Below are 18293 nucleotides of genomic sequence, written 5' to 3'. Positions count from 1 at the left end.
GATATAATTTGACAATGTCACTCAGCGGCGACAGAAATGCTCCTCTGCTTGTGCGCCGCAAGCATCCCGTTGAAATCCTTGTGGTTCGGGCAGGCAGAGAGGCGTTGCTGAAATGCTTCGGCAAGCCATTGGCCGGCAGGGCCAGCAGGTGAATCGACCCGCCGCAGCGCAAAGAGCGGATATTCGCCCTGTTCATAGGCCTCGAGTTCAAGCGCCTTGAGGCTGCCATTGGTGATGTCGTTACGAACGATCGATGCGGGCAGACCGCCCCAACCCAGACCGCCCTTGATGAGCTGGTATTTCGTGGCGATGTCGCTGACCCGCCATGTCTTGTAGGAAAGCACATTGAAATCGCGGCCCTTGGTCAGGCCGGATGCATCGGTGACGACAAGCTGAACCTCCTCCCGCACATCGGCAAGGCCCAGCGGCCGCTCGATCTGCGCCAGCGGGTGATCCGACGCAACGACCGGCAACATGAAGGAATGGCCGACCTTTTCGACGACGAGTTCATCGTCCTGGCGCAGCATCGCCCCGCCAATGCCGATACCTGCCTTGCGGGAGAGCACCATCTCCATGACCATGCCCAGCTCGCCGACATTGAGGCTGAGGGTGACGGTTGGGAACTGCTGGCGAAAATCCCGCAACACGGCCACCATGGCCTCCGCCGGCACCATGGTGCTGATGGCGACCGAGAGTTCCGCCTCAAGCCCCTGCTTCAGGCCCTTGGCGCGGGCGCGCATCTCCTGCAGGCCGGCGACGATGCGCCTTGCATCCTCCAGCATGGCGCGGCCTTCATCCGTCAGCTTCGGCTGGCGCACGCCGCTGCGCTCGAACAGCGTCACTTCAAGCTGCGCCTCGAGATTGGCGATGGTGTAGCTGACCACCGACTGGGCGCGATTGAGCGCCCGTGACGCGGCGGAAAAACTGCCGGTCTCGGCAACCGTCAAAAACACCTGCAATTGATCCAGTGTTGGGTTCGCGTCCATGTCCCATCCATTTCATCGATAGATTGCTTCCACATTATCACAGTTTTCTTGATGGCAGTAATTTTTCATATAGAGCGCAAAGGAAGGGCATCGTGCTCTCCCGCCCTCCCAAGGCGCCCGTCAATTCATCGCATATGCAAGGAAAGACCATGTCCAACATTCTTCTCATCACCTCCAGCCCGCGTGGCGACGAATCGGTTTCGAACAAGTTTGCCGGTGAACTCGCCAGCAAGCTGAAGGCCAAGTCGGCTTCCAACACCCTTGTCCACCGCGATCTCGCTGCTGACCCGATCCCGCATCTCGACACCGTCAAGACCGCCGCCATCCGCAAGGCGCCCGACCAGCGCACCGCCGAAGAAGCGGTTGCCGCCGATTATTCCGACAAGCTGGTAACCGAGCTTCTGGCCGCCGATACCGTCGTCATCGGCACCGGCCTCATCAATTTCAACATTTATTCCGGCCTGAAGTCGTGGATCGACAATGTCGCCCGCGCCGGCCAGACCTTCAAATACACCGAAACCGGCCCAGTCGGCCTCGCCACCGGCAAGAAGGTCTACATCGTTCTGGCCGCTGCCGGCGTTTACTCCGAAGGCCCAGCCGTATCGATGAACCATGCCGTTCCTTACCTGAAGACCGTTCTCGGCTTCATGGGCATGACCGATGTGGAAGTCATCTATGTCGAAGGCCTGGCATTCGGTCCGGAAGCCGTCGAAAAGGCTGTGGCCGCCGCTGAAGCCAAGGTTGCCGAGCTGGCGCAGGCCGCCTGAGGCACATCGAATGTCTGGGCGATGCCGGCCAGGATTGCCGGTATCAGCCGACCCACATTCCGTAACGGCCGTGGACCTGGTCCCGGCCGTTATTTTTTGCCGCATAGAGCCGCGCATCGGCCTCCGATAGGAGCGCGCGGAAAAGCTGTCCATCCTCGAAAGCGGTGGCGACGCCGATACTGACGGTCAGCGGCGAACCGTCCGGCCGCTGCAGGTCCGCAAGGATCGCGGCCCGGAGACTGTCCGAAAATGCCAGCGCCGTTTCATGCGTCATCGCCGGCAGGAGCGCCACGAATTCCTCGCCGCCGAAGCGGTAGAGATGCCCCAGCGGCTGCACGGCGCGCTTCAGGACGGCGGCGAATTCCCGCAAGATCTCATCGCCCTGCAGGTGCCCGAACGTATCGTTGACGGTCTTGAAATGATCGATATCGACAATCAGCACGCTCACCGGCCGCTTTTTCTCCAGGCATTCCACGACGACGGAGGGCGCATCGAGCTCCATGCGGGCGCGGTCCGACACGCCGGTCAGCATATCGCGTCCGGAGCGGGACAGAAGCTCCTCGTAACGTTCCCTGAAAGTGAGATCGTTGAAGACATCGGCAACGCTGCGGCGTGTCAGAAAGCGGCCCTTGGCCGATGTCAGCCAGAGATAGGTGGCAAACAGCAGCGAATAGATGCCGACTGCCGCCATCTTCGCCTTCCAACCATCGTAAAAGACATCGAGAGGTGCGTTGAACAGCAATCGCAGCGCCCCATAAAAACCCGCCTGATCGAAGCTCAGGATAACGACGCCGCAGATCGCGAAGCGCAGCACGATATGGCGCTGCAGATAACGCCCCAGCTTTTCGTAAAACAGGATGATGGCGATGGCGTCGATATAAAGCAGGCTGGTTCCCCAGACCATCAGCACGCCCATCTCATCCAGAAATGCGGTGCTGACCGACTGCCCGGGAACGATCGCCACCGTCTGGTGGAAACGGATGATCTGCGCCATGGCGACCGTCACTATATTGCCGAGAAACAGGCCGTAGATCGGCTGTCGAACGACCGCCGCGTCCTCCCGCATATAGAGCATGAGGATCATCATCAGCTTGCCGGCAAAAAGGATCGAGGAGCCGGGCGACGCCACACCGAAAGGCAGCTGCACGTAAAAGACGGCCGCCAGATAGGTCTCCAGAAAATGCATGACGCCCAGCGCGGTGAGAAAAACACCGATGCCGAGAATATGCCGGTAATGAAGGAATGCCGTCATTACCGAAAAATAGACGATGGCCTCCGTCAGAAAGAGGGCCAGATTTGCCCATTGCATCGGCACATGCCCTATCGATCCATATCGCGCGGGTTGATTGGCGCGACTCCATGCTCTCTAGAGACGATAGGCCGAAGCAAACAATGGAATCTTAATATCCGCGGCAAGAATGCGTCATCATTTTCCTGGGAAAAGCGATGCGCCGTTCTGGTCGATGATGAGCTTTGCCTTGCGGATCGTGAACTCAACCGCATCGTCCATGCTGGTGAAGACGTCGGCGCGCACGAATTCATGCACCAGCACTTCATCGCCGGCCTTTTTTTCGATGCGGCCCGCCAGGCGGAACTGGCCGCCTTCCTTGATCGGCGTCGCATAGATCAGATAGTCGCCATGCGCATGCGGCTCCGCCTGGGCCGTCTTCTGCGGCGCGTCGGAGGACGGCTGGCCGGAGCCGAAGGCCGAGAGGATTTTGGAAAAAAACGATGCCATGGCTTTCACTCCCTCAATCTATGTCACGTTTGAAGGGCGGAGGTGATCCGCCCTTCCCTGCCTCTTCCGATCAGATGATCAGGTTCGACAGGATGTCATTTTCGGTGATGTCCTCATAACCGAGACCGGCGGCTTCGAAGCGTTCCAGCAGGCCGGCGAAGTTCTCCTTCGCGCTGGTTTCGATGCCGATCAGGATCGAACCGAAATTGCGGGCCGATTTCTTCAGATATTCGAAACGGGCGATATCGTCATCCGGGCCGAGCAGGTTGAGGAAATCGCGCAGCGCGCCAGGGCGCTGCGGCAGGCGCAGAATGAAGTATTTCTTCACGCCCGTATAACGCATGGCGCGTTCCTTCACATCCGGAAGGCGCTCGAAATCGAAATTGCCGCCGGAAACCACGGCAATGACCGTCTTGCCTTCCAGCCTCTCGCGGCCGAGCTTCTCCAGCGCGGCAATCGCCAGCGCGCCGGCTGGCTCCAGCACCACGCCTTCGAGATTCAGCATCTCGATGATCGTCACGCAGATGGCATTTTCCGGGATGAGCATGACCTGCTCGGCCGGAAAATCCTTCAGGGCCTTGAAGTTCAGGTCGCCGATGCGGGCAACGGCGGCGCCGTCGACGAAATTGTCGACCTTGGTAAGCGTCACCGGTTCGCCGCGTTCGAGGCTTTTCTTCAAGCTCGGCGCCCCTTCCGGCTCGCAGAACACGAAGTTCTCCTTGCGGACCGTGCCGGCGAGAAAGCCCGAAAGACCGGCAGAAAGACCGCCGCCGCCAACCGGCATGACGACGATATCCAGCTTCGTGCCTTCCGGAAGCTGATCCATGATTTCGGCAGCGACGGTCGCCTGGCCTTCGATGATGTCCTCATGATCGAAGGGCGGCACCATGTAGCCGTCATTGTCCTCAACATATTTGCGGGCGGCGGCGTAACACTGGTCGAATATATCGCCCACCAGACGGATGCTGATGAATTCGCCGCCGAAGATGCGGGTCTTTTCGATCTTCTGCTGCGGTGTCGTCACCGGCATGAAAACAACGCCGTGAACACCGAAATGACGGCAGGCGAAAGCAAAGCCCTGCGCATGGTTGCCGGCCGAAGCACAGACGAAGACCTTGCCCTTGCCGGCCTTGGCCACCGCCTTGCGCAGGAAGTTGAATGCGCCTCTAATCTTGTAGGAACGAACCGGGGACAGATCCTCACGCTTCAGCCAAATCGACGCGCCATACCGACGGCTGAGATGTTCATTCAACTGCAACGGCGTTTCGGGGAATATTTCCCGCACTTCTCGCCGCGCTGCTTCCACAAGCTGCTTGTCCACAATAGTCAATCCATTGAAATTCATAATGGCACCCGCTATGCCATAGGAAGACGTCCGAGACAAAGACTCATTTCAGCGCGGCAACAAACTCCGGGTTTCATTTCTTGAACAGCAACCTTCTGCGCTCGGTCATATATGTGGCGTCCATCTTTGGGCTTTACATGGCGACGGCCATGTTTGTGCCGGCGCTCACCGATCTATATTACGGCAATGACGACTGGATGGTGTTTGCGCTGTCGGGTTTCATGTGCGGGGGCTTTGCGCTTGCCTGCGCGCTGGCGACGCGCGGGCCGATTGCGGCCTTCAACAAACGTTTCGGCTTTCTGCTCGTCAACCTGCTCTGGCTGGTGTTTTCCATTGTCGGCGCGGTTCCGCTTTACCTGTCCGAACTCAACCTGACGCTCGGCCAGGCGCTGTTCGAATCCGTTTCCGCCATTACGACGACGGGATCGACAGCCATTGCCGGTCTCGACAACGCGCCGCAGGGCATCCTTCTCTGGCGCTCTCTGCTGTGCTGGCTTGGCGGTATCGGTATCGTGGCGCTTGGCCTCTTCATCCTGCCGCTGCTGCGCGTCGGCGGCATGACCTTCTTCCGCATGGAATCTTCCGATACCGGCAACGACCGGCCTTTCGCGCGGCTGGCGAGCTTCACCCGGGCTTTCGTGGCCATTTACATCATCATGACGCTTGCCTGTACGATCGCTTACGATTTTGCCGGCATGTCGCATTTCGATGCGCTGAACCATGCCATGTCGACGGTCGCGACCGGCGGTTTTTCCACCCATGACGCGTCTTTCGCCTATTTCGACAATACGGCGCTCTTGTGGATCGCCACCATCTTCCTGATCTTCGGCAGCCTGCCCTTCTCGGTCATGATCCTGCTTGCGGTGCGCCGCCGGCTGGAAACGCTGCGCGACCCGCAAATCGCCGTCTTCCTCGGTTATCTCTGTGCGATCTCGATTGCGGTTGGCGTCTACCATCATTTTAGGAACGGCGTGCCGCTGGACGATGCGCTCAGCCACTCCTTCTTCAACATGACCTCGATCCTTTCGACCGGCGGCTTTGCCAGCGACGATTATACGCTCTGGGGGCCTTTCGTTGTCGTCGTCGCCTTTTTCGCCACCTTCATGGGCGGCTGTTCCGGCTCGACAGCGGGCGGTATCAAGGCCTATCGTTTTCTCATCATGTTCAACGTGGTGCGCGCCGGGCTGAAGAAGCTGATCTATCCGAACGCGGTCTATTCGGTGCGTTACGGCCAGCAGGTGGTCGATCCCGATACGATACGGACGATCTTCCTGTTCGTCAGCTGCTTCATCGCCCTGTGGATCGCCGGCAGCCTTGCCATGAGCCTGATGGGTTACGATTTCCTGACCGCCACCTCGGCCGTTGCGACCTCGCTCGCCAATGTCGGACCCGGCATCGGCCCGATCATCGGCCCGGCAGGCAATTTCTCCACCATCAGCGATCCCGCGCTTTATCTCCTCTCGGTCCTGATGCTGCTCGGACGTCTGGAAATCCTGACGGTCCTGGTGCTGCTGATGCCGATCTTCTGGCGCAGCTGATGTCGTGGCACACTTGTTGAGCGCCGGCGAATAAAGCGCTTGACCTTCCCACGTTGGAATAGTCCAGGCTGCTCCTGTTAGAATTCCAAACCATGGAGAACCGCCTATGTGCACCGCTCACCAGCATCACGCCGAAACCACCACGGCACCGGTTGATGCAGACCTTTCTTTTCACGTTGAAGACATGACCTGCGGTCACTGCGCCGGAGTGATCAAGGGCGCGATCGAAAAGACCGTTCCCGGCGCTGCCGTGCATGCCGATCCGGCAAGCCGCACGGTCGTGGTTGGCGGCGTCTCCGATGCGGCACGTATTGCCGAAATCATCACCGCTGCAGGCTATACGCCGGAAGCGCGCGCCTGATCCGAAGAGATACCGGCGGCGCTTCATCCCTGCAGCCGCCGGATCGCCCCACCTGCCCCGCTTCACGCTGCATTATGTGACGGGTTTTGGACGGCATCCGTCCCTCTTTCCTCCCCGATGGCGAATGCCCTCTCCCTTTCAATCAGGGATGACGGAGGAGATTTTTCCAGTTTAATAAAGCGAATCATCCACATGCCGTCACACCGGCCTTGTGAACCTGTCTGTTCCTCTCCTCCGTCATTCCGGCCTTGAGCCGGAATCCAGTCGACGTGCGTCTGTACGGCGGGAAGACTCCTTTAAGCCCAAGGACTTGGGCTGGCTGGATTCCGGCTCAAGGCCGGAATGACGGAGGAGAGGTTCAAGGGCCTCATCACAAAAAAGACCCGGCTCTTGCGAGCCGGGTCCCTCTCAATCAGCACCATCACACCAACTTACTTTGTCGCCAGATCCTTGGTCATGACAAAATAGTTCAGCGGATGCGGCTTGTAGTTTTCGAGCTTTGCCGAATAGGCGTCGAACACGGTCTCGTGGATGAGGAAGACGGAGACGGCTTCGTCATAAATCTTCTTCGCCGCTTCGCCGTAAATGGCGTAACGCTTGGCGGGTTCACCCGCCGAATAGGCGGATTTGATCAGCTTGTCCGTCTCCGCATTGCAATAATGCGAAATGTTGTAGCTGCCGCCGCAGGTGTAGTCGGCATTCAGGAAACCGGCCGGTTCGGCGACATCGGTGGCGTAACCGCGAGACAGCAGCGCCATGTCGAAGTTGCCGGCCAGCATATCGGGCTCGATGGCGCTGTAATCGGCAACGCGGACATCGACCTTGATGCCGATTTCCTGCAACTGCGCCTGGATGATCGCCGCGACGTCCTTGAGTTCGGTCTTTGCGGTATAGGCAAGGAGCGTTACCTTCAGGCTGCCGGGTGCAACGCCGGCCTCTTTCAGAAGGTCCTTGGCTTTTTCCACGTCATAAGCGGGTTTGGTTTCCTTTGCAGCCCATGGCTCGCCGGCCGCAAAAGGCATGGTCGCACCCTTGACCACGCCTTCATAGATACTCTCGGCGATACCACCCGTATCGATGGCGGCCTGGATCGCCTGGCGCACCTTGATATTGTTGAAAGGCGGCTTTGAATTGTTCAGCAGCAACTCGGTGATACGCGGCGACGGGATTGGCGCGACCTTGACGCCATCGGTCGATTCGATGGTCTTGACCGTCCATGGCGGCACGAGCCGCGAAACCTGCGCTTCCCCGGTTCGGACCTGGGTGGCGCGTGTGTCGGCATCGGGCACGAAATTGACACGGCCGCCGGAAAGTTTCGGCATGCCGCCCCAATAGTCGTGATTGGCCGTCAGAACCATATGCTGGCTGGGATCGACCTCGGTGATCTTGAAAGGCCCGGTGCAGGTTCCGATCGGATCGACCTTGCCGTCCTTATAGGCGGATGGAGCGAGAATGGAGGTGGCGGGGCTTGCCATCTGCGCCGGCAGCAGCACAGAGGGTTCGATCGTCGTGATCTTCACCACATCATCGCCGCCGGCTTCGACGGCGGCAATCAGCTTCGGAGAGAAGGCACGGGCGGGCACGGGTGCTTTTAAGAGATTGCTCAGTGCATTGACCGCTGCCTTGGCATCGAGCGGTTCGCCGTTCTGGAACTTGACTCCCTTGCGCAGCTTGAATTCCCACACCTTGGGATCAGTCTGCTTCCAGGACTCGGCAAGGCTTGGCTCCAGCTTCATGTCATAACCGACACGCACCAGGCTTTCGAAACAACCCGCACGCGAACCGAGATAGGCGTCGTCAGAAGCCATCTGCCAGCCGGTCTTCACACCGAAATTATCGTCATAGGTAATCGTGGCGGCCTCTGCCGCATGCGTTCCAAACGAAACCACAATGGCGCATGACGCCAAAAGTGCGTGCTTCATCATAGAATATTCCCCTTTTATTTTTGATGACAACGCTCACAATTCGTATATTTTCACGAAATTTCACTCAATCATTACAAAGGCAATAAGAATACCATATGGATATCTCTCGATTATCCATTCGAATATTATCTATTTTACTTTTTATACTCGGAATTTTATTCCGATATTAATCCGCAAACACACAATTCATCTGTTTTTACGGCAACAGAAAACTGTAACTGCGTTGTCCGTCAGCCCCATTCCCGCCAGCGATGGCAGCGCGCGAAATGCTCGCCGGAAACGCCTTCCAGAACGGGTTCCACCTCGCCGCATATCTCGGTCGCATATTTGCAGCGGGTATGGAATTTGCAGCCGTTGGGAGGATTGAGAGGGCTCGGCAGATCGCCGTCCAGAAGCATCTCCGGTGCATATAACCCCGTCTCGTCCAGCATCGACGATGCTATGAGAGCCTTGGTATAGGGGTGCTTCGGCGCCCGGAAAAGTTCCTCCCGGTCGGCGATTTCAACGACGCGTCCGAGATACATCACGGCGATGCGATCACAGAGATAACGCACCACGCGCAGATCGTGGGAAATCATCAGAACCGTCAAACCGTGACGGCGCTTCATGTCCATCAGAAGGTTCAGGATTTGCGTGCGCATCGAGGCGTCGAGCGCCGATGTCGGTTCGTCGCAGACAAGGAAGCTCGGATTGAGAAGCAGCGCGCGGCCGATGACGACGCGCTGCAACTGGCCGCCGGAACACTGGCTCGGATACCGATCGTAAAAAGAGCCGTCGAGGCCGACCTCTTCCAGCATCCGGAAAACCCGGGCCGTGCGCTCCTCGCGCGTGCCGATGCCATGCTGGGCAAGCGGCGCTTCCATGCTCTGGCCGATACGCATGCGCGGATCGAGCGCGGAATAAGGGTCCTGAAACACCAGTTGCACGACCCGGCGCATGCGCCGAAGCGCCTCGCCCTGCATGTGCAGCATATCGTTCTGCCCGATGCTGACCTCGCCTTTCGTTGCATGGGTCAGCCGCGTAATCAGCCCGGCAACCGTGCTTTTGCCGCATCCGGATTCACCGACGAGACCAAGCACTTCCCCCTCGCCGATGGTCAGGGAAACATCGTCGACGGATTTCACCACACGGTGACCGAAGCCCGATATGGGATAATATTTGCAGAGGTTCTTCGCGACCACGAAGGGCCGCTTGCCGTTTTCCGCCGATGGCGGGGTCTGTGTCGTCGCTGTCGCTAGCATCGTCGCCCTCCCTCAGCAGACCGTGTGGCTGGCATGATCGTGACCGGCATGATCATGGCTGGCATGGTCGTGGCCGACCGCCCAGCACCGCGCCTTGCGCCCTTCGGGCAAGGCATTCAGATCCGGTTCCGAGGCCATGCAGCGGCCGCTCATGCCTGCCGAATTGGCAAGTGCGCAGCGCGGATGAAACCGGCAGCCGCAGGACATGTCATGGGCCTGCGCACTGGAGCCGGGGATCGTCAGCAACTGTCCCTCGCTGTCGGTGGTCAACAGCGAACAGCTGATGAGCGCCTTGGTATAGGGGTGCTGCGGCGCCTTGAGGATCGCCTGGGTCGGCCCCTCCTCCACGATGCGGCCGGCATACATGACCGCGATCCGGTCCGCGAAGGCGGCGACGACCGAGAGATCGTGGGTGATGAGCAGCGTGGCAAGCCGGCGCTTGCGGCGCTCGTCGTCGAGCAGGCGCAGGATTTGTGCCTGGACGGTGACATCAAGCGCCGTCGTCGGTTCGTCGGCGATCAGAAGCTGCGGGTTGCCGGAGAGTGCGGCCGCAATCATCACACGTTGCGCCATGCCGCCGGAAAGCTCATGCGCGAAGCACTGAGCCCGCGCCGACGGATCGGGAATGCCGACATCCGACAGAAGGCCGACGACCCGGTTAAGCGCGGCGTGCCGGCTCATTTTACGGTGAATCCAGAGCGGCTCCGCCACCTGCGTCCTCACCCGGCTGGTCGGGTCGAGCATGGCCTGCGGCTGCTGGAACAGCATGCTGATATCGGCGCCGCGCAGCGCATCGAGTTCGGAAGATGAAAGAGCGAGAATATCGCGCCCGGCAAAGGAAATACGGCCGGAATTGATTTCCGCGCCCTGCGGCAAAAGCCGCATCAGCGACAGCGCCGTCATGCTCTTGCCCGACCCGGATTCGCCGACGAGAGCGACGACTTCTCCGGCGTTGACGGAAAGCGTCAGGCCCGAAATAACAAACTTGCGGCCATTTTGCGCCGGCACGGAAACGTGCAGGTCCTCTATCTCCAGAAGCGGTGCGCATTCAGGGGACATGGCCGTATTGGCAAGCGTTTGTCCTTCGATATTCATAAGAGTTCCCCTTATTTTTATTGAATCGGAGGCATTGCGTATTCTTCATGCGGCTTCAGACGATATTACTCTCCTTCCGGTTCCGTTGCGTCATCTATGTTTGACAATCGTCAAATCGACCCATTGCCCGTTGGCAGGCGTCAATGACCGTTGGTTTTCTTCGTTTCCAGGTTCAGGCCATGGCCGATCCACGTCACGCTCAGCGCCGCCAGGAAAATCGCCAGACCGGGTGCAATGACGAGAACGGGCATCCGTTCCGCGTAAGCCTGCGCATCGGCCAGCATCAGCGCCCAGTCGGCGGCCGGCGGCTGTACGCCAAGGCCCAGAAACGACAATCCGCCCACCGTGATCAGCTTGTGGCCAAAGCGCAGGAACGCCACGGCCGCGATGGGCCAGATCGTGTTGGGAATGATATGCCGGAAGATGATGAAGCGCCGTGTGCAGCCGAGCACCTCTGCCGCGCGGATATATTCGCGGGAATTGATCGAGAGCGTCAGCCCCCGCGCCAGCCGCGCAAAAGGTGTCCAGCCAACGATGGTCAGCGACGCGATCAGCGTGCCATATCCCGGACCGAAAATGGCGACGAGGAAAATCGCGATCACCACGTCCGGTATGGCGATGAGCAGGTCCACGATGCGCATCAGCACTTCGTCGAGGATGCCGCGGCTGCGGCCGCTGATGATGCCGATGAAGGTTCCGATCACCACCGACAGAATGACGGTGATGGCGGCAATCGTGACCGTGAAGCGGCCGCCGATCAACAACCGGCTCAAGACATCGCGCCCGAGATGGTCCGTCCCAAGCCAATAGGCGGCGCTCGGCGCATTCAGCCTGAGCCGAAGGCTCTGCTTTGCCGGATCATAGGGCGAAATCCACGGCGCGATCACTAGCAGCAGGATGATGACGAGAAAAATCGCCGATCCCGCATAGAAGGTCCAGTGCCGGCGGCGGATGAAATCCGTGAACCGGGCGAGGTTCGAAGGGCGCTTGGGCGTGGTCATCGGCATGGCGGCGGCAGGCGCGCTCGGGAAGTGGCTAATGGTCATGGTGAGCTCGCATTGCTGGATTGATCAGGACATAAAAGCTGTCGGCCAGGGTATTGATCAGGATGGAGAGCGCCACGATGCAGATGAAACCGCCCTGCAACATCGGAATGTCGCGATTGACCACGGCGTCGTAGAGAAGCCGGCCCATGCCGGGAATGGCGAAGATCACTTCCACGACCACCGATCCGCCAAGCAGGCCGGCAAGCCACAGGGCGAAGAAGGTGACCACCGGCAGCGAGCCGTTGCGGATGCCGTGGCGCATAACGGTGCCATGCATGCCGAGACCGCGGCTGCGGGCCGCCGTGATATAGGGCGCGCGCAGAACCTCGGCCATTGCGGCGCGCGTCACCTGGGTGAAATAGGCGAGCGGCCGCAGCGTCAGGGTAAGTGCGGGAAGCACCAGCGAACGCCAGCTATCCCATCCGGCCGAGGGTAACCAGCCGAGATAGAGCGCGAAGACCAGCGCCGACATGGGCGCAAACCAGTATTCAGGCGTTGCAACGAAGGTCTGGATCATCAGCGTCGCGAAATTGTCCAGCCGACCGCCGGGACGCATCGCCGCCAGGGTGCCGAGCGGCAGGGCGACGGCCACCGCGACCGCCAGCGCCGTCAGCGCCAGTGTCACCGACACCCAGAGCGACCGCAAAAGCTCGGCGGCGACCGGCTGGCTGCTGGTGAAGGAAAATCCGAGATCGCCCCGCAGCGCGCCCGACAACCATGCGAAATATTGCACATAGAGCGGGCGGTCCAGTCCGAGGCTGACCCTGAGCGCCTCGACCGCGTGAGGATCGAGCGCCGTATCGCGCATGCGCGACATGAGAATGGTGCGGGCCGGATCGCCGCCCGCCATATAGGGCAAAAGAAACGCGATGACGGACACGATCGCCAGCATCAGGCACAGAATAAGGAAGCGCTGTATTATCTGTATCCACATGGCTTGGTCTCCTTCACCACTATTGGCGTCTGCACTGCAATCCACGCCCGTTTCCCAAAGGAAAACGGGCGCTTATTTCACCGGGCGCTGTAGATCCATCACCGGACCGGAGGTGCCCTTCAGCATTCCGGTGCGCTTGGGCACGATGGCCACGGTCGTAAAATCGATATCCTCGGCATGGGCGAGATCATGGATGATCGGGCAATCCGGCTCACCGTTGTCAGGGCAATAGGTTGCGAGGTTTCGCAGCGTGTCGGCCATCTCGCGAAGCGTATGCATCTTCGCTTCCAGATCGACGACATGTTCCATGACGATGCGTTTGACATCGCAGGAGGCGCCGCCCGGATCGCGCCAGAGCGTCATCAGCTGCCTGATCTTTTCGATGGAGAAGCCGAGATCGCGTCCGCGCCGGATGAAACGCAGCGTTTCCAGATCATTGGCCGTATAGACCCTGTATCCCGACTCCGTGCGGTTTGCCGATTTGATCAGGCCGATTGTCTCGTAATGCCTGATCATCTTCGCAGAAACACCGGATGCGGTGGCGGCTGTGCCAATATTCATCGATCCTGCTCCTATCTTTCCGGGGTGAAAAACACGTCTGCATGAATGTCGGCGGTGCTCATGCCGCGCGCCAGAAGTTGCGGCACCGTCGCCTCGATCATGGCCGGCGGGCCTGCAATATAGGCTTTCCAGCCATCGAGATCGTCGAAATCATCCGCCACGGCCGCACCGACATAACCGCATCGGATATCGGCATGTTCCTCATGCGAGAGAACCGGAACGAAACTCAGATTGCCATGCCGCGCGGCAAGATCGCCGAAGCGGTCGAGCATATAGAGATCACGCTCGGCGCGCGCGCCGAAATAGACATGAACCGGTCGTTCGCGGCCCGTTGCGAGCGCCGCCTCGACAACCGCCTTGACGGGAGCGAGCCCCGAACCGCCGGCAATACCGAGGATCGGCCCGCAATGTTTTTCCCGCAGGAACGAAGAGCCGAAAGGCCCGACTATCGTGACGGGGTCACCCGCGCTTGCGAGCGAGAAGATGCGGCCGCTCGTCATGCCGCCGGGAACATGCCGGATGTGGAATTCAATCAGTTCCTCATCCACCCTGCTGGCAATGGAATAATCGCGCGGCGAACAGTCAGGATAAAGCAGGCGCACATATTGTCCGGGTTTGAAGGTAAACTGCCCGCGATCGTCAAGCCGGATGCGGATGAGCTTGATATCATGCGTCGCGTCCACCGCCTCCGCAACCACGCCTTCAAAGCGGCCGGTCGGAATATCGGCGATCTCATCCGCCCCGTCGAGCCAGCTGATCGTCATGTCGCTCAACGGCACGGCCCGGCAGGCAAGCGTCAGGCCATCGGCTTTTTCCTCTTCGGTCAAGGAGAAGGGCGTATGCTTGAGAAGATCGATTTCGCCGGAAATGAGATGCGACTTGCAGGCGCCGCAGCGGCCCATGCGACAGCCATGCGGATAAGTAACCCCTGCCGCCAGTGCGGCCTGAAGCACGGTCTCACCCTGCGCCGCCATGATGCTGCGTCCGATCTGCGGCAGATAGATTGTGTTGCCAGGCGTCATCATGTCCGCCTCCTATTCGGCCGCTGCGAGCTGCATGCCGGACGATCTGTCCACCAGCGGCGCGCGGAAGCTTTTCAGGCGTAGCGCGTTCGTCAATACGAAGACGCTGGAAAGCGCCATGGCTCCGGCGGCAAGGACAGGCGACAGCAGAACGCCGTTGACAGGATACAATATTCCGGCCGCCACGGGAACGAGAGCGGCATTGTAAGCGAAGGCCCAGAACAGATTCTGGCCGATATTGCGGATCGTGGCCTTGGAGAGCGCGATGGCGTTGGCCACACCGCGCAGATCGCCGGACATCAGCACCACATCGGCGCTTTCAATGGCGACATCCGTGCCCGTGCCGATGGCGAGGCCGACATCGGCCGCGGCCAGCGCCGGCGCATCGTTGATGCCATCGCCGACAAAGGCGACACGTCGCCCGCCGGCGGCAAGCCTCTTGACGGCCTCCACCTTGCCGTCGGGCAGGACTTCCGCCACCACCTCGTCAATGCCGAGGCGGCGGGCGATGGCTTCAGCGGTACGGCGATTGTCACCCGTGATCATCGTGACCTTGAGGCCGAGCGCATGCAGCGCCGCAATCGCCTCCGGGGTCGTCTGCTTGACCGGATCGGCAACCGCGACGATCGCGGCCAGCCTGCCATCGACGGCGGCATAAAGCGGCGACTGCCCTTCCCTGCCCAGCCGCTCGGCATCGTCTGCGAACATCGCGACATCGTAACCGAGCTTGGTCATGAACCGGTCCGCGCCCGCTTCCACCCTGCGGCCGTCGACCATGGCTGCAACACCAAAACCGGGGGTCGCCTCGAAGCCTTCCGCATCGGCAAGCGTCAGGCCGCCATGTTTCGCAGCCTCGACGATCGCTTCGGCAATCGGATGCTCGGAATGGTTCTCCAGCGAGGCGACGAGGCGCAACACCTCATCCGCATCGAAGCCCTCTGTCGTGGTAAAATGCACCAGTTTCGGTTTGCCGAGCGTCAGCGTGCCGGTCTTGTCGACGGCGATCACATCGGCATCGCGGAGCGTCTGGAGCGCATCGCCGCGGCGGAACAGCACGCCCATTTCGGCGGCGCGGCCGGTGCCGACCATGATCGAGGTCGGCGTGGCAAGGCCCATGGCGCAGGGACAGGCGATGATGAGCACCGCAACCGCATTGACGAGCGCGAAGGTCAAGGCCGGATCGGGCCCGAACATGAACCAGACGATGAAGGTGGCGAGCGCTGCCAGCATCACCGCCGGCACGAACCAGGTGGTCACCTTGTCCACCAGCGCCTGAATGGGCAGCTTGTCGGCCTGCGCCTCCTCGACCATGCGGATGATCTGGGCGATCAGCGTATCGGCGCCGACCTTGGTGGCGCGGAAGGTGAAGGAACCGTTGCGGTTGACCGTGCCGCCGACCACTTCGGAACCCGCCGCCTTGGTGACCGGCACCGGTTCGCCTGTGATCATCGATTCATCGACATAAGAAGAGCCGCTGAGAACCTGCCCATCGACCGGCACTTTCTCGCCGGGGCGAACGACGATCACATCGCCGGTGCGCACATCCTGCAACGGCACATCGATGGTTTCGCCATCGCGCAGCACGCGGGCGGACTTGGCCTGCAGGCCGACGAGCCGCTTTATCGCCTCGCTGGTGCGGCCTTTGGCGCGCGCTTCCAGAAAACGTCCGAGAAGGATGAGCGTGACGATGACCGCCGCCGCCTCGTAATAGACATTGGCCGTGCCGCTCGGCAGGATTTTGGGCATGAAGGTTGCGACAACCGAAAATCCCCAGGCGGCGGCGGTGCCCAGCACGACGAGCGAATTCATGTCCGGCGCCAGCCGCAGAAGTGCGGGTATGCCCTTTTTGAAGAAACGCAGGCCGGGGCCGAAGAGAACCAGTGTCGTCAGCGCAAATTGCAGATACCAGCTTTCCTGCATGCCGACCGTTTCCATCACGAAATCATGGATGGCGGGCACCAGATGCGACCCCATTTCCAGCACGAAAACCGGTAGCGTCAGAACAACGGCGACGGCGAGGCTGATTTTGAGGCTGCGCAGTTCCGCCTCGCGCTTGTCCTGCTCTCCATCCGTGGCTTTGTCGGCGACAACCTCGTTCGCCTTATAGCCCGCCCGTTTGATGGCATCCGAAAGGTTGGCCGCAGATGCGGCGTTGCCGGCGACGCGGACGGTGGCGCGCTCCGTCGCCAGATTGACGCTTGCACCGGAAACACCGGATACGGCCTTCAACGCCTTTTCGACACGTCCAACGCAGGAGGCGCAGGTCATGCCCTCAATATCGAGTTCGATGGTTTTCTCTTCGACGCTGTAACCGGCCTGCCGCACCGCCTCGATAACGGCCGGCACATCCGGCGGCCCGGAAAAGGAAATGTCGGCACGTTCCGTTGCCAGATTGACCGAAGCTTTCAGAACGCCCGGCACCTTGGCAATGGCCTTTTCCACGCGGCCGACACAGGAGGCGCATGTCATGCCATCGATCGCAATCTGATGACTCGCCCGGATCTCCATTTGTGACATGCGTATGACCCCTCTTTTCTTGTGTTAAAAAAAAGATAGGGCTTCCCATCGTGGCAAGGTCAATAGGTTCTTTTTGATGATTTTCAAGTGACGATGCCGTGCACGTGAACGGGCGTTTTACGCCGGCTCACAGACGATTAAGTCAGGGGAAGAAAGTGGTGCGGACGGCGGGACTTGAACCCGCAAGACCAATGGTCGGCAGATTTTAAGTCTGCTGCGTCTACCGATTTCGCCACGTCCGCATTGCCGCGCCGCGTACCGTTTTGGCCGCAGCGCTGCAAAAAATCGTCATGCTTCTGGCGCCCGGCATTGGTGCCGGTCCCAAACACGACTGAGCCTCATCTACACAGGCCGAACCGTTTCGGTCAACGGGGCCTCGGAGCATTTCCAGGAAAAGTCGGACCCGGTTTTCCGTCTGGAAATGCGGCAAACAAAGAGCTGGAGCGTTTTCGCGATTCGAAGAAAAGCGAGAACGCTCTAGCCACACCAGGACTGATTTTTTGCCGATGCCGGATGCGCGAGCCCTTCCCGCACGAGTTGATCGGCGAAGGATACGCCCGAACGTGAAAGCCGTTTGCGTTCCATGGATTGGCCGCCCGCAGCACCGGAGGACGCCACATCGAAGGCGCCGGCATTCAGCATGTCGCGAAGCCTGACCTTCGCGACGAAACCGCGCTGGCGCTCTTCCATGCAGCGCGCCCGGTCGATCTGCGGCACTTCTATGCCGGCAAGCTGCATTTTCACGCCCTTCATCCAGAAGGTGTTGCCATCGGCCACGCAATTGTTGAGGCCGGAACGACCGCAAAAGGCAAAAGTACCGCTTTTTTCACCGAGCGAGATTTTTTCGACCGAAGGGCGCGTTTCCGGCAGGATAGCGGCGACCTGGCTCGGCTGCGAGGCGGACGGCATGGCGATCGGGCGCGGCGGCACCGGGCCATTGCCGGGCAGAGCCGGCGATGCGGGGCGGATGGATGCCACTTTTTCCGGCGTGACGGAATCGCGTTTGGCCGCCGACGCGACTTTCGAAGAACTCGTGGCCGGAGATGTCGCCTTTGCAACATGCCGCTGCGGCAAAAGACTGTCGCGATGTTCGTAAGCCTGAATGCCGCCGGCAACGACGCCCAGCATCAGCACCCATGGCCAAACGCTGCCGCCACCCGATTTCTTCGCCGTGCGGCGTCGTGCTGTCGATTTTCGATTGCTCACGATCGGACTCC

At 60.2% G+C, this 18293-nt stretch carries 16 protein-coding genes and 1 tRNA gene; 3 read left to right on the top strand and 14 right to left on the bottom strand.

Features of this window, described 5'->3' with window-relative positions:
- Positions 1-17: 17 nt before the first annotated feature.
- Positions 18-986, bottom strand: a complete 969-nt coding sequence (locus ACQZ5N_RS00820; RefSeq protein WP_003521584.1) for a LysR family transcriptional regulator — start codon at positions 984-986, stop codon at positions 18-20.
- A 149-nt stretch (positions 987-1135) separates the two neighbouring features.
- Here ACQZ5N_RS00820 and ACQZ5N_RS00815 point away from each other — a divergent pair, with 149 nt between their 5' ends.
- Complete coding sequence (locus ACQZ5N_RS00815) at positions 1136-1753, top strand: FMN-dependent NADH-azoreductase (protein ID WP_080856228.1); 618 nt, start codon at positions 1136-1138, stop codon at positions 1751-1753.
- Positions 1754-1796: 43 nt separating this feature from the next.
- Here ACQZ5N_RS00815 and ACQZ5N_RS00810 read toward each other — a convergent pair whose 3' ends face one another.
- From ACQZ5N_RS00810 to ilvA, 3 genes are all read right to left on the bottom strand, one after another.
- On the bottom strand, positions 1797-3062 hold the full coding sequence (locus tag ACQZ5N_RS00810) for a GGDEF domain-containing protein (RefSeq protein ID WP_020811124.1): 1266 nt from the start codon (positions 3060-3062) through the stop codon (positions 1797-1799).
- A 117-nt stretch (positions 3063-3179) separates the two neighbouring features.
- Positions 3180-3491, bottom strand: a complete 312-nt coding sequence (locus ACQZ5N_RS00805) for an HlyU family transcriptional regulator (protein WP_020811123.1) — start codon at positions 3489-3491, stop codon at positions 3180-3182.
- Between the two features lie 70 nt (positions 3492-3561).
- Positions 3562-4836: a threonine ammonia-lyase gene (gene ilvA / locus ACQZ5N_RS00800; RefSeq protein WP_448731810.1), complete on the bottom strand. Its 1275-nt coding sequence runs from the start codon at positions 4834-4836 to the stop codon at positions 3562-3564.
- An 80-nt stretch (positions 4837-4916) separates the two neighbouring features.
- Here ilvA and ACQZ5N_RS00795 point away from each other — a divergent pair, with 80 nt between their 5' ends.
- Together ACQZ5N_RS00795 and ACQZ5N_RS00790 are read left to right on the top strand one after the other, a co-directional pair.
- A complete protein-coding gene (locus tag ACQZ5N_RS00795) occupies positions 4917-6374 on the top strand; it encodes a TrkH family potassium uptake protein (RefSeq protein ID WP_448731809.1) in 1458 nt (485 codons plus the stop codon).
- Between the two features lie 106 nt (positions 6375-6480).
- A complete protein-coding gene (locus tag ACQZ5N_RS00790; protein ID WP_003521591.1) occupies positions 6481-6735 on the top strand; it encodes a heavy-metal-associated domain-containing protein in 255 nt (84 codons plus the stop codon).
- Positions 6736-7166: 431 nt separating this feature from the next.
- On the opposite strand, the gene ACQZ5N_RS00785 is transcribed toward ACQZ5N_RS00790, so the two are convergent.
- The 10 genes from ACQZ5N_RS00785 to ACQZ5N_RS00740 form a co-directional block, all read right to left on the bottom strand.
- A complete protein-coding gene (locus tag ACQZ5N_RS00785) occupies positions 7167-8660 on the bottom strand; it encodes an ABC transporter substrate-binding protein (RefSeq protein WP_269827844.1) in 1494 nt (497 codons plus the stop codon).
- 230 nt (positions 8661-8890) lie between these two features.
- Positions 8891-9901: an ABC transporter ATP-binding protein gene (locus ACQZ5N_RS00780; protein WP_003520823.1), complete on the bottom strand. Its 1011-nt coding sequence runs from the start codon at positions 9899-9901 to the stop codon at positions 8891-8893.
- Between the two features lie 12 nt (positions 9902-9913).
- The gene (locus ACQZ5N_RS00775) at positions 9914-10996 is read right to left on the bottom strand and encodes an ABC transporter ATP-binding protein (RefSeq protein ID WP_196377683.1); all 1083 of its coding nucleotides are present in this window, start codon (positions 10994-10996) and stop codon (positions 9914-9916) included.
- Between the two features lie 140 nt (positions 10997-11136).
- Entirely contained in the window at positions 11137-12042 is a 906-nt protein-coding gene (locus ACQZ5N_RS00770) for an ABC transporter permease (RefSeq protein ID WP_003520821.1), read from the bottom strand.
- Positions 12032-12976: an ABC transporter permease gene (locus ACQZ5N_RS00765; RefSeq protein WP_020810438.1), complete on the bottom strand. Its 945-nt coding sequence runs from the start codon at positions 12974-12976 to the stop codon at positions 12032-12034. The genes ACQZ5N_RS00770 and ACQZ5N_RS00765 overlap by 11 nt, the downstream gene beginning before the upstream one ends.
- A 72-nt stretch (positions 12977-13048) precedes the next feature.
- Complete coding sequence (gene cueR, locus ACQZ5N_RS00760) at positions 13049-13537, bottom strand: Cu(I)-responsive transcriptional regulator (protein WP_003520818.1); 489 nt, start codon at positions 13535-13537, stop codon at positions 13049-13051.
- A gap of 11 nt (positions 13538-13548) precedes the next feature.
- Entirely contained in the window at positions 13549-14559 is a 1011-nt protein-coding gene (locus ACQZ5N_RS00755; RefSeq protein WP_448732095.1) for a 2Fe-2S iron-sulfur cluster-binding protein, read from the bottom strand.
- A 12-nt stretch (positions 14560-14571) separates the two neighbouring features.
- On the bottom strand, positions 14572-17076 hold the full coding sequence (locus tag ACQZ5N_RS00750; protein ID WP_448731808.1) for a heavy metal translocating P-type ATPase: 2505 nt from the start codon (positions 17074-17076) through the stop codon (positions 14572-14574).
- Positions 17077-17232: 156 nt separating this feature from the next.
- Positions 17233-17318: transfer RNA gene (locus ACQZ5N_RS00745), tRNA-Leu, on the bottom strand.
- A 235-nt stretch (positions 17319-17553) separates the two neighbouring features.
- Complete coding sequence (locus ACQZ5N_RS00740; RefSeq protein WP_448731807.1) at positions 17554-18282, bottom strand: nuclease; 729 nt, start codon at positions 18280-18282, stop codon at positions 17554-17556.
- Between the last annotated feature and the right edge of the window lie 11 nt (positions 18283-18293).

The sequence above is a fragment of the Agrobacterium sp. 22-221-1 genome (assembly GCF_053522445.1).
The sequence above is the reverse complement of the archived record's forward strand: the minus strand, read 5'-3'. Positions and strand labels throughout refer to the sequence as shown.

Excerpts from the sequence above, each read along its gene's own strand:
- ACQZ5N_RS00820 (WP_003521584.1), bottom strand. The coding sequence starts at position 986 with ATGGACGCGAACCCAACACTGGATCAATTGCAGGTGTTTTTGACGGTT.
- ACQZ5N_RS00815 (WP_080856228.1), top strand. The coding sequence starts at position 1,136 with ATGTCCAACATTCTTCTCATCACCTCCAGCCCGCGTGGCGACGAATCG.
- ACQZ5N_RS00810 (WP_020811124.1), bottom strand. The coding sequence starts at position 3,062 with ATGCAATGGGCAAATCTGGCCCTCTTTCTGACGGAGGCCATCGTCTAT.
- ACQZ5N_RS00805 (WP_020811123.1), bottom strand. The coding sequence starts at position 3,491 with ATGGCATCGTTTTTTTCCAAAATCCTCTCGGCCTTCGGCTCCGGCCAG.
- ilvA (WP_448731810.1), bottom strand. The coding sequence starts at position 4,836 with ATGAATTTCAATGGATTGACTATTGTGGACAAGCAGCTTGTGGAAGCA.
- ACQZ5N_RS00790 (WP_003521591.1), top strand. The coding sequence starts at position 6,481 with ATGTGCACCGCTCACCAGCATCACGCCGAAACCACCACGGCACCGGTT.
- ACQZ5N_RS00785 (WP_269827844.1), bottom strand. The coding sequence starts at position 8,660 with ATGATGAAGCACGCACTTTTGGCGTCATGCGCCATTGTGGTTTCGTTT.
- ACQZ5N_RS00780 (WP_003520823.1), bottom strand. The coding sequence starts at position 9,901 with ATGCTAGCGACAGCGACGACACAGACCCCGCCATCGGCGGAAAACGGC.
- ACQZ5N_RS00775 (WP_196377683.1), bottom strand. The coding sequence starts at position 10,996 with ATGAATATCGAAGGACAAACGCTTGCCAATACGGCCATGTCCCCTGAA.
- ACQZ5N_RS00770 (WP_003520821.1), bottom strand. The coding sequence starts at position 12,042 with ATGACCATTAGCCACTTCCCGAGCGCGCCTGCCGCCGCCATGCCGATG.
- ACQZ5N_RS00765 (WP_020810438.1), bottom strand. The coding sequence starts at position 12,976 with ATGTGGATACAGATAATACAGCGCTTCCTTATTCTGTGCCTGATGCTG.
- cueR (WP_003520818.1), bottom strand. The coding sequence starts at position 13,537 with ATGAATATTGGCACAGCCGCCACCGCATCCGGTGTTTCTGCGAAGATG.
- ACQZ5N_RS00755 (WP_448732095.1), bottom strand. The coding sequence starts at position 14,559 with ATGACGCCTGGCAACACAATCTATCTGCCGCAGATCGGACGCAGCATC.
- ACQZ5N_RS00750 (WP_448731808.1), bottom strand. The coding sequence starts at position 17,076 with ATGTCACAAATGGAGATCCGGGCGAGTCATCAGATTGCGATCGATGGC.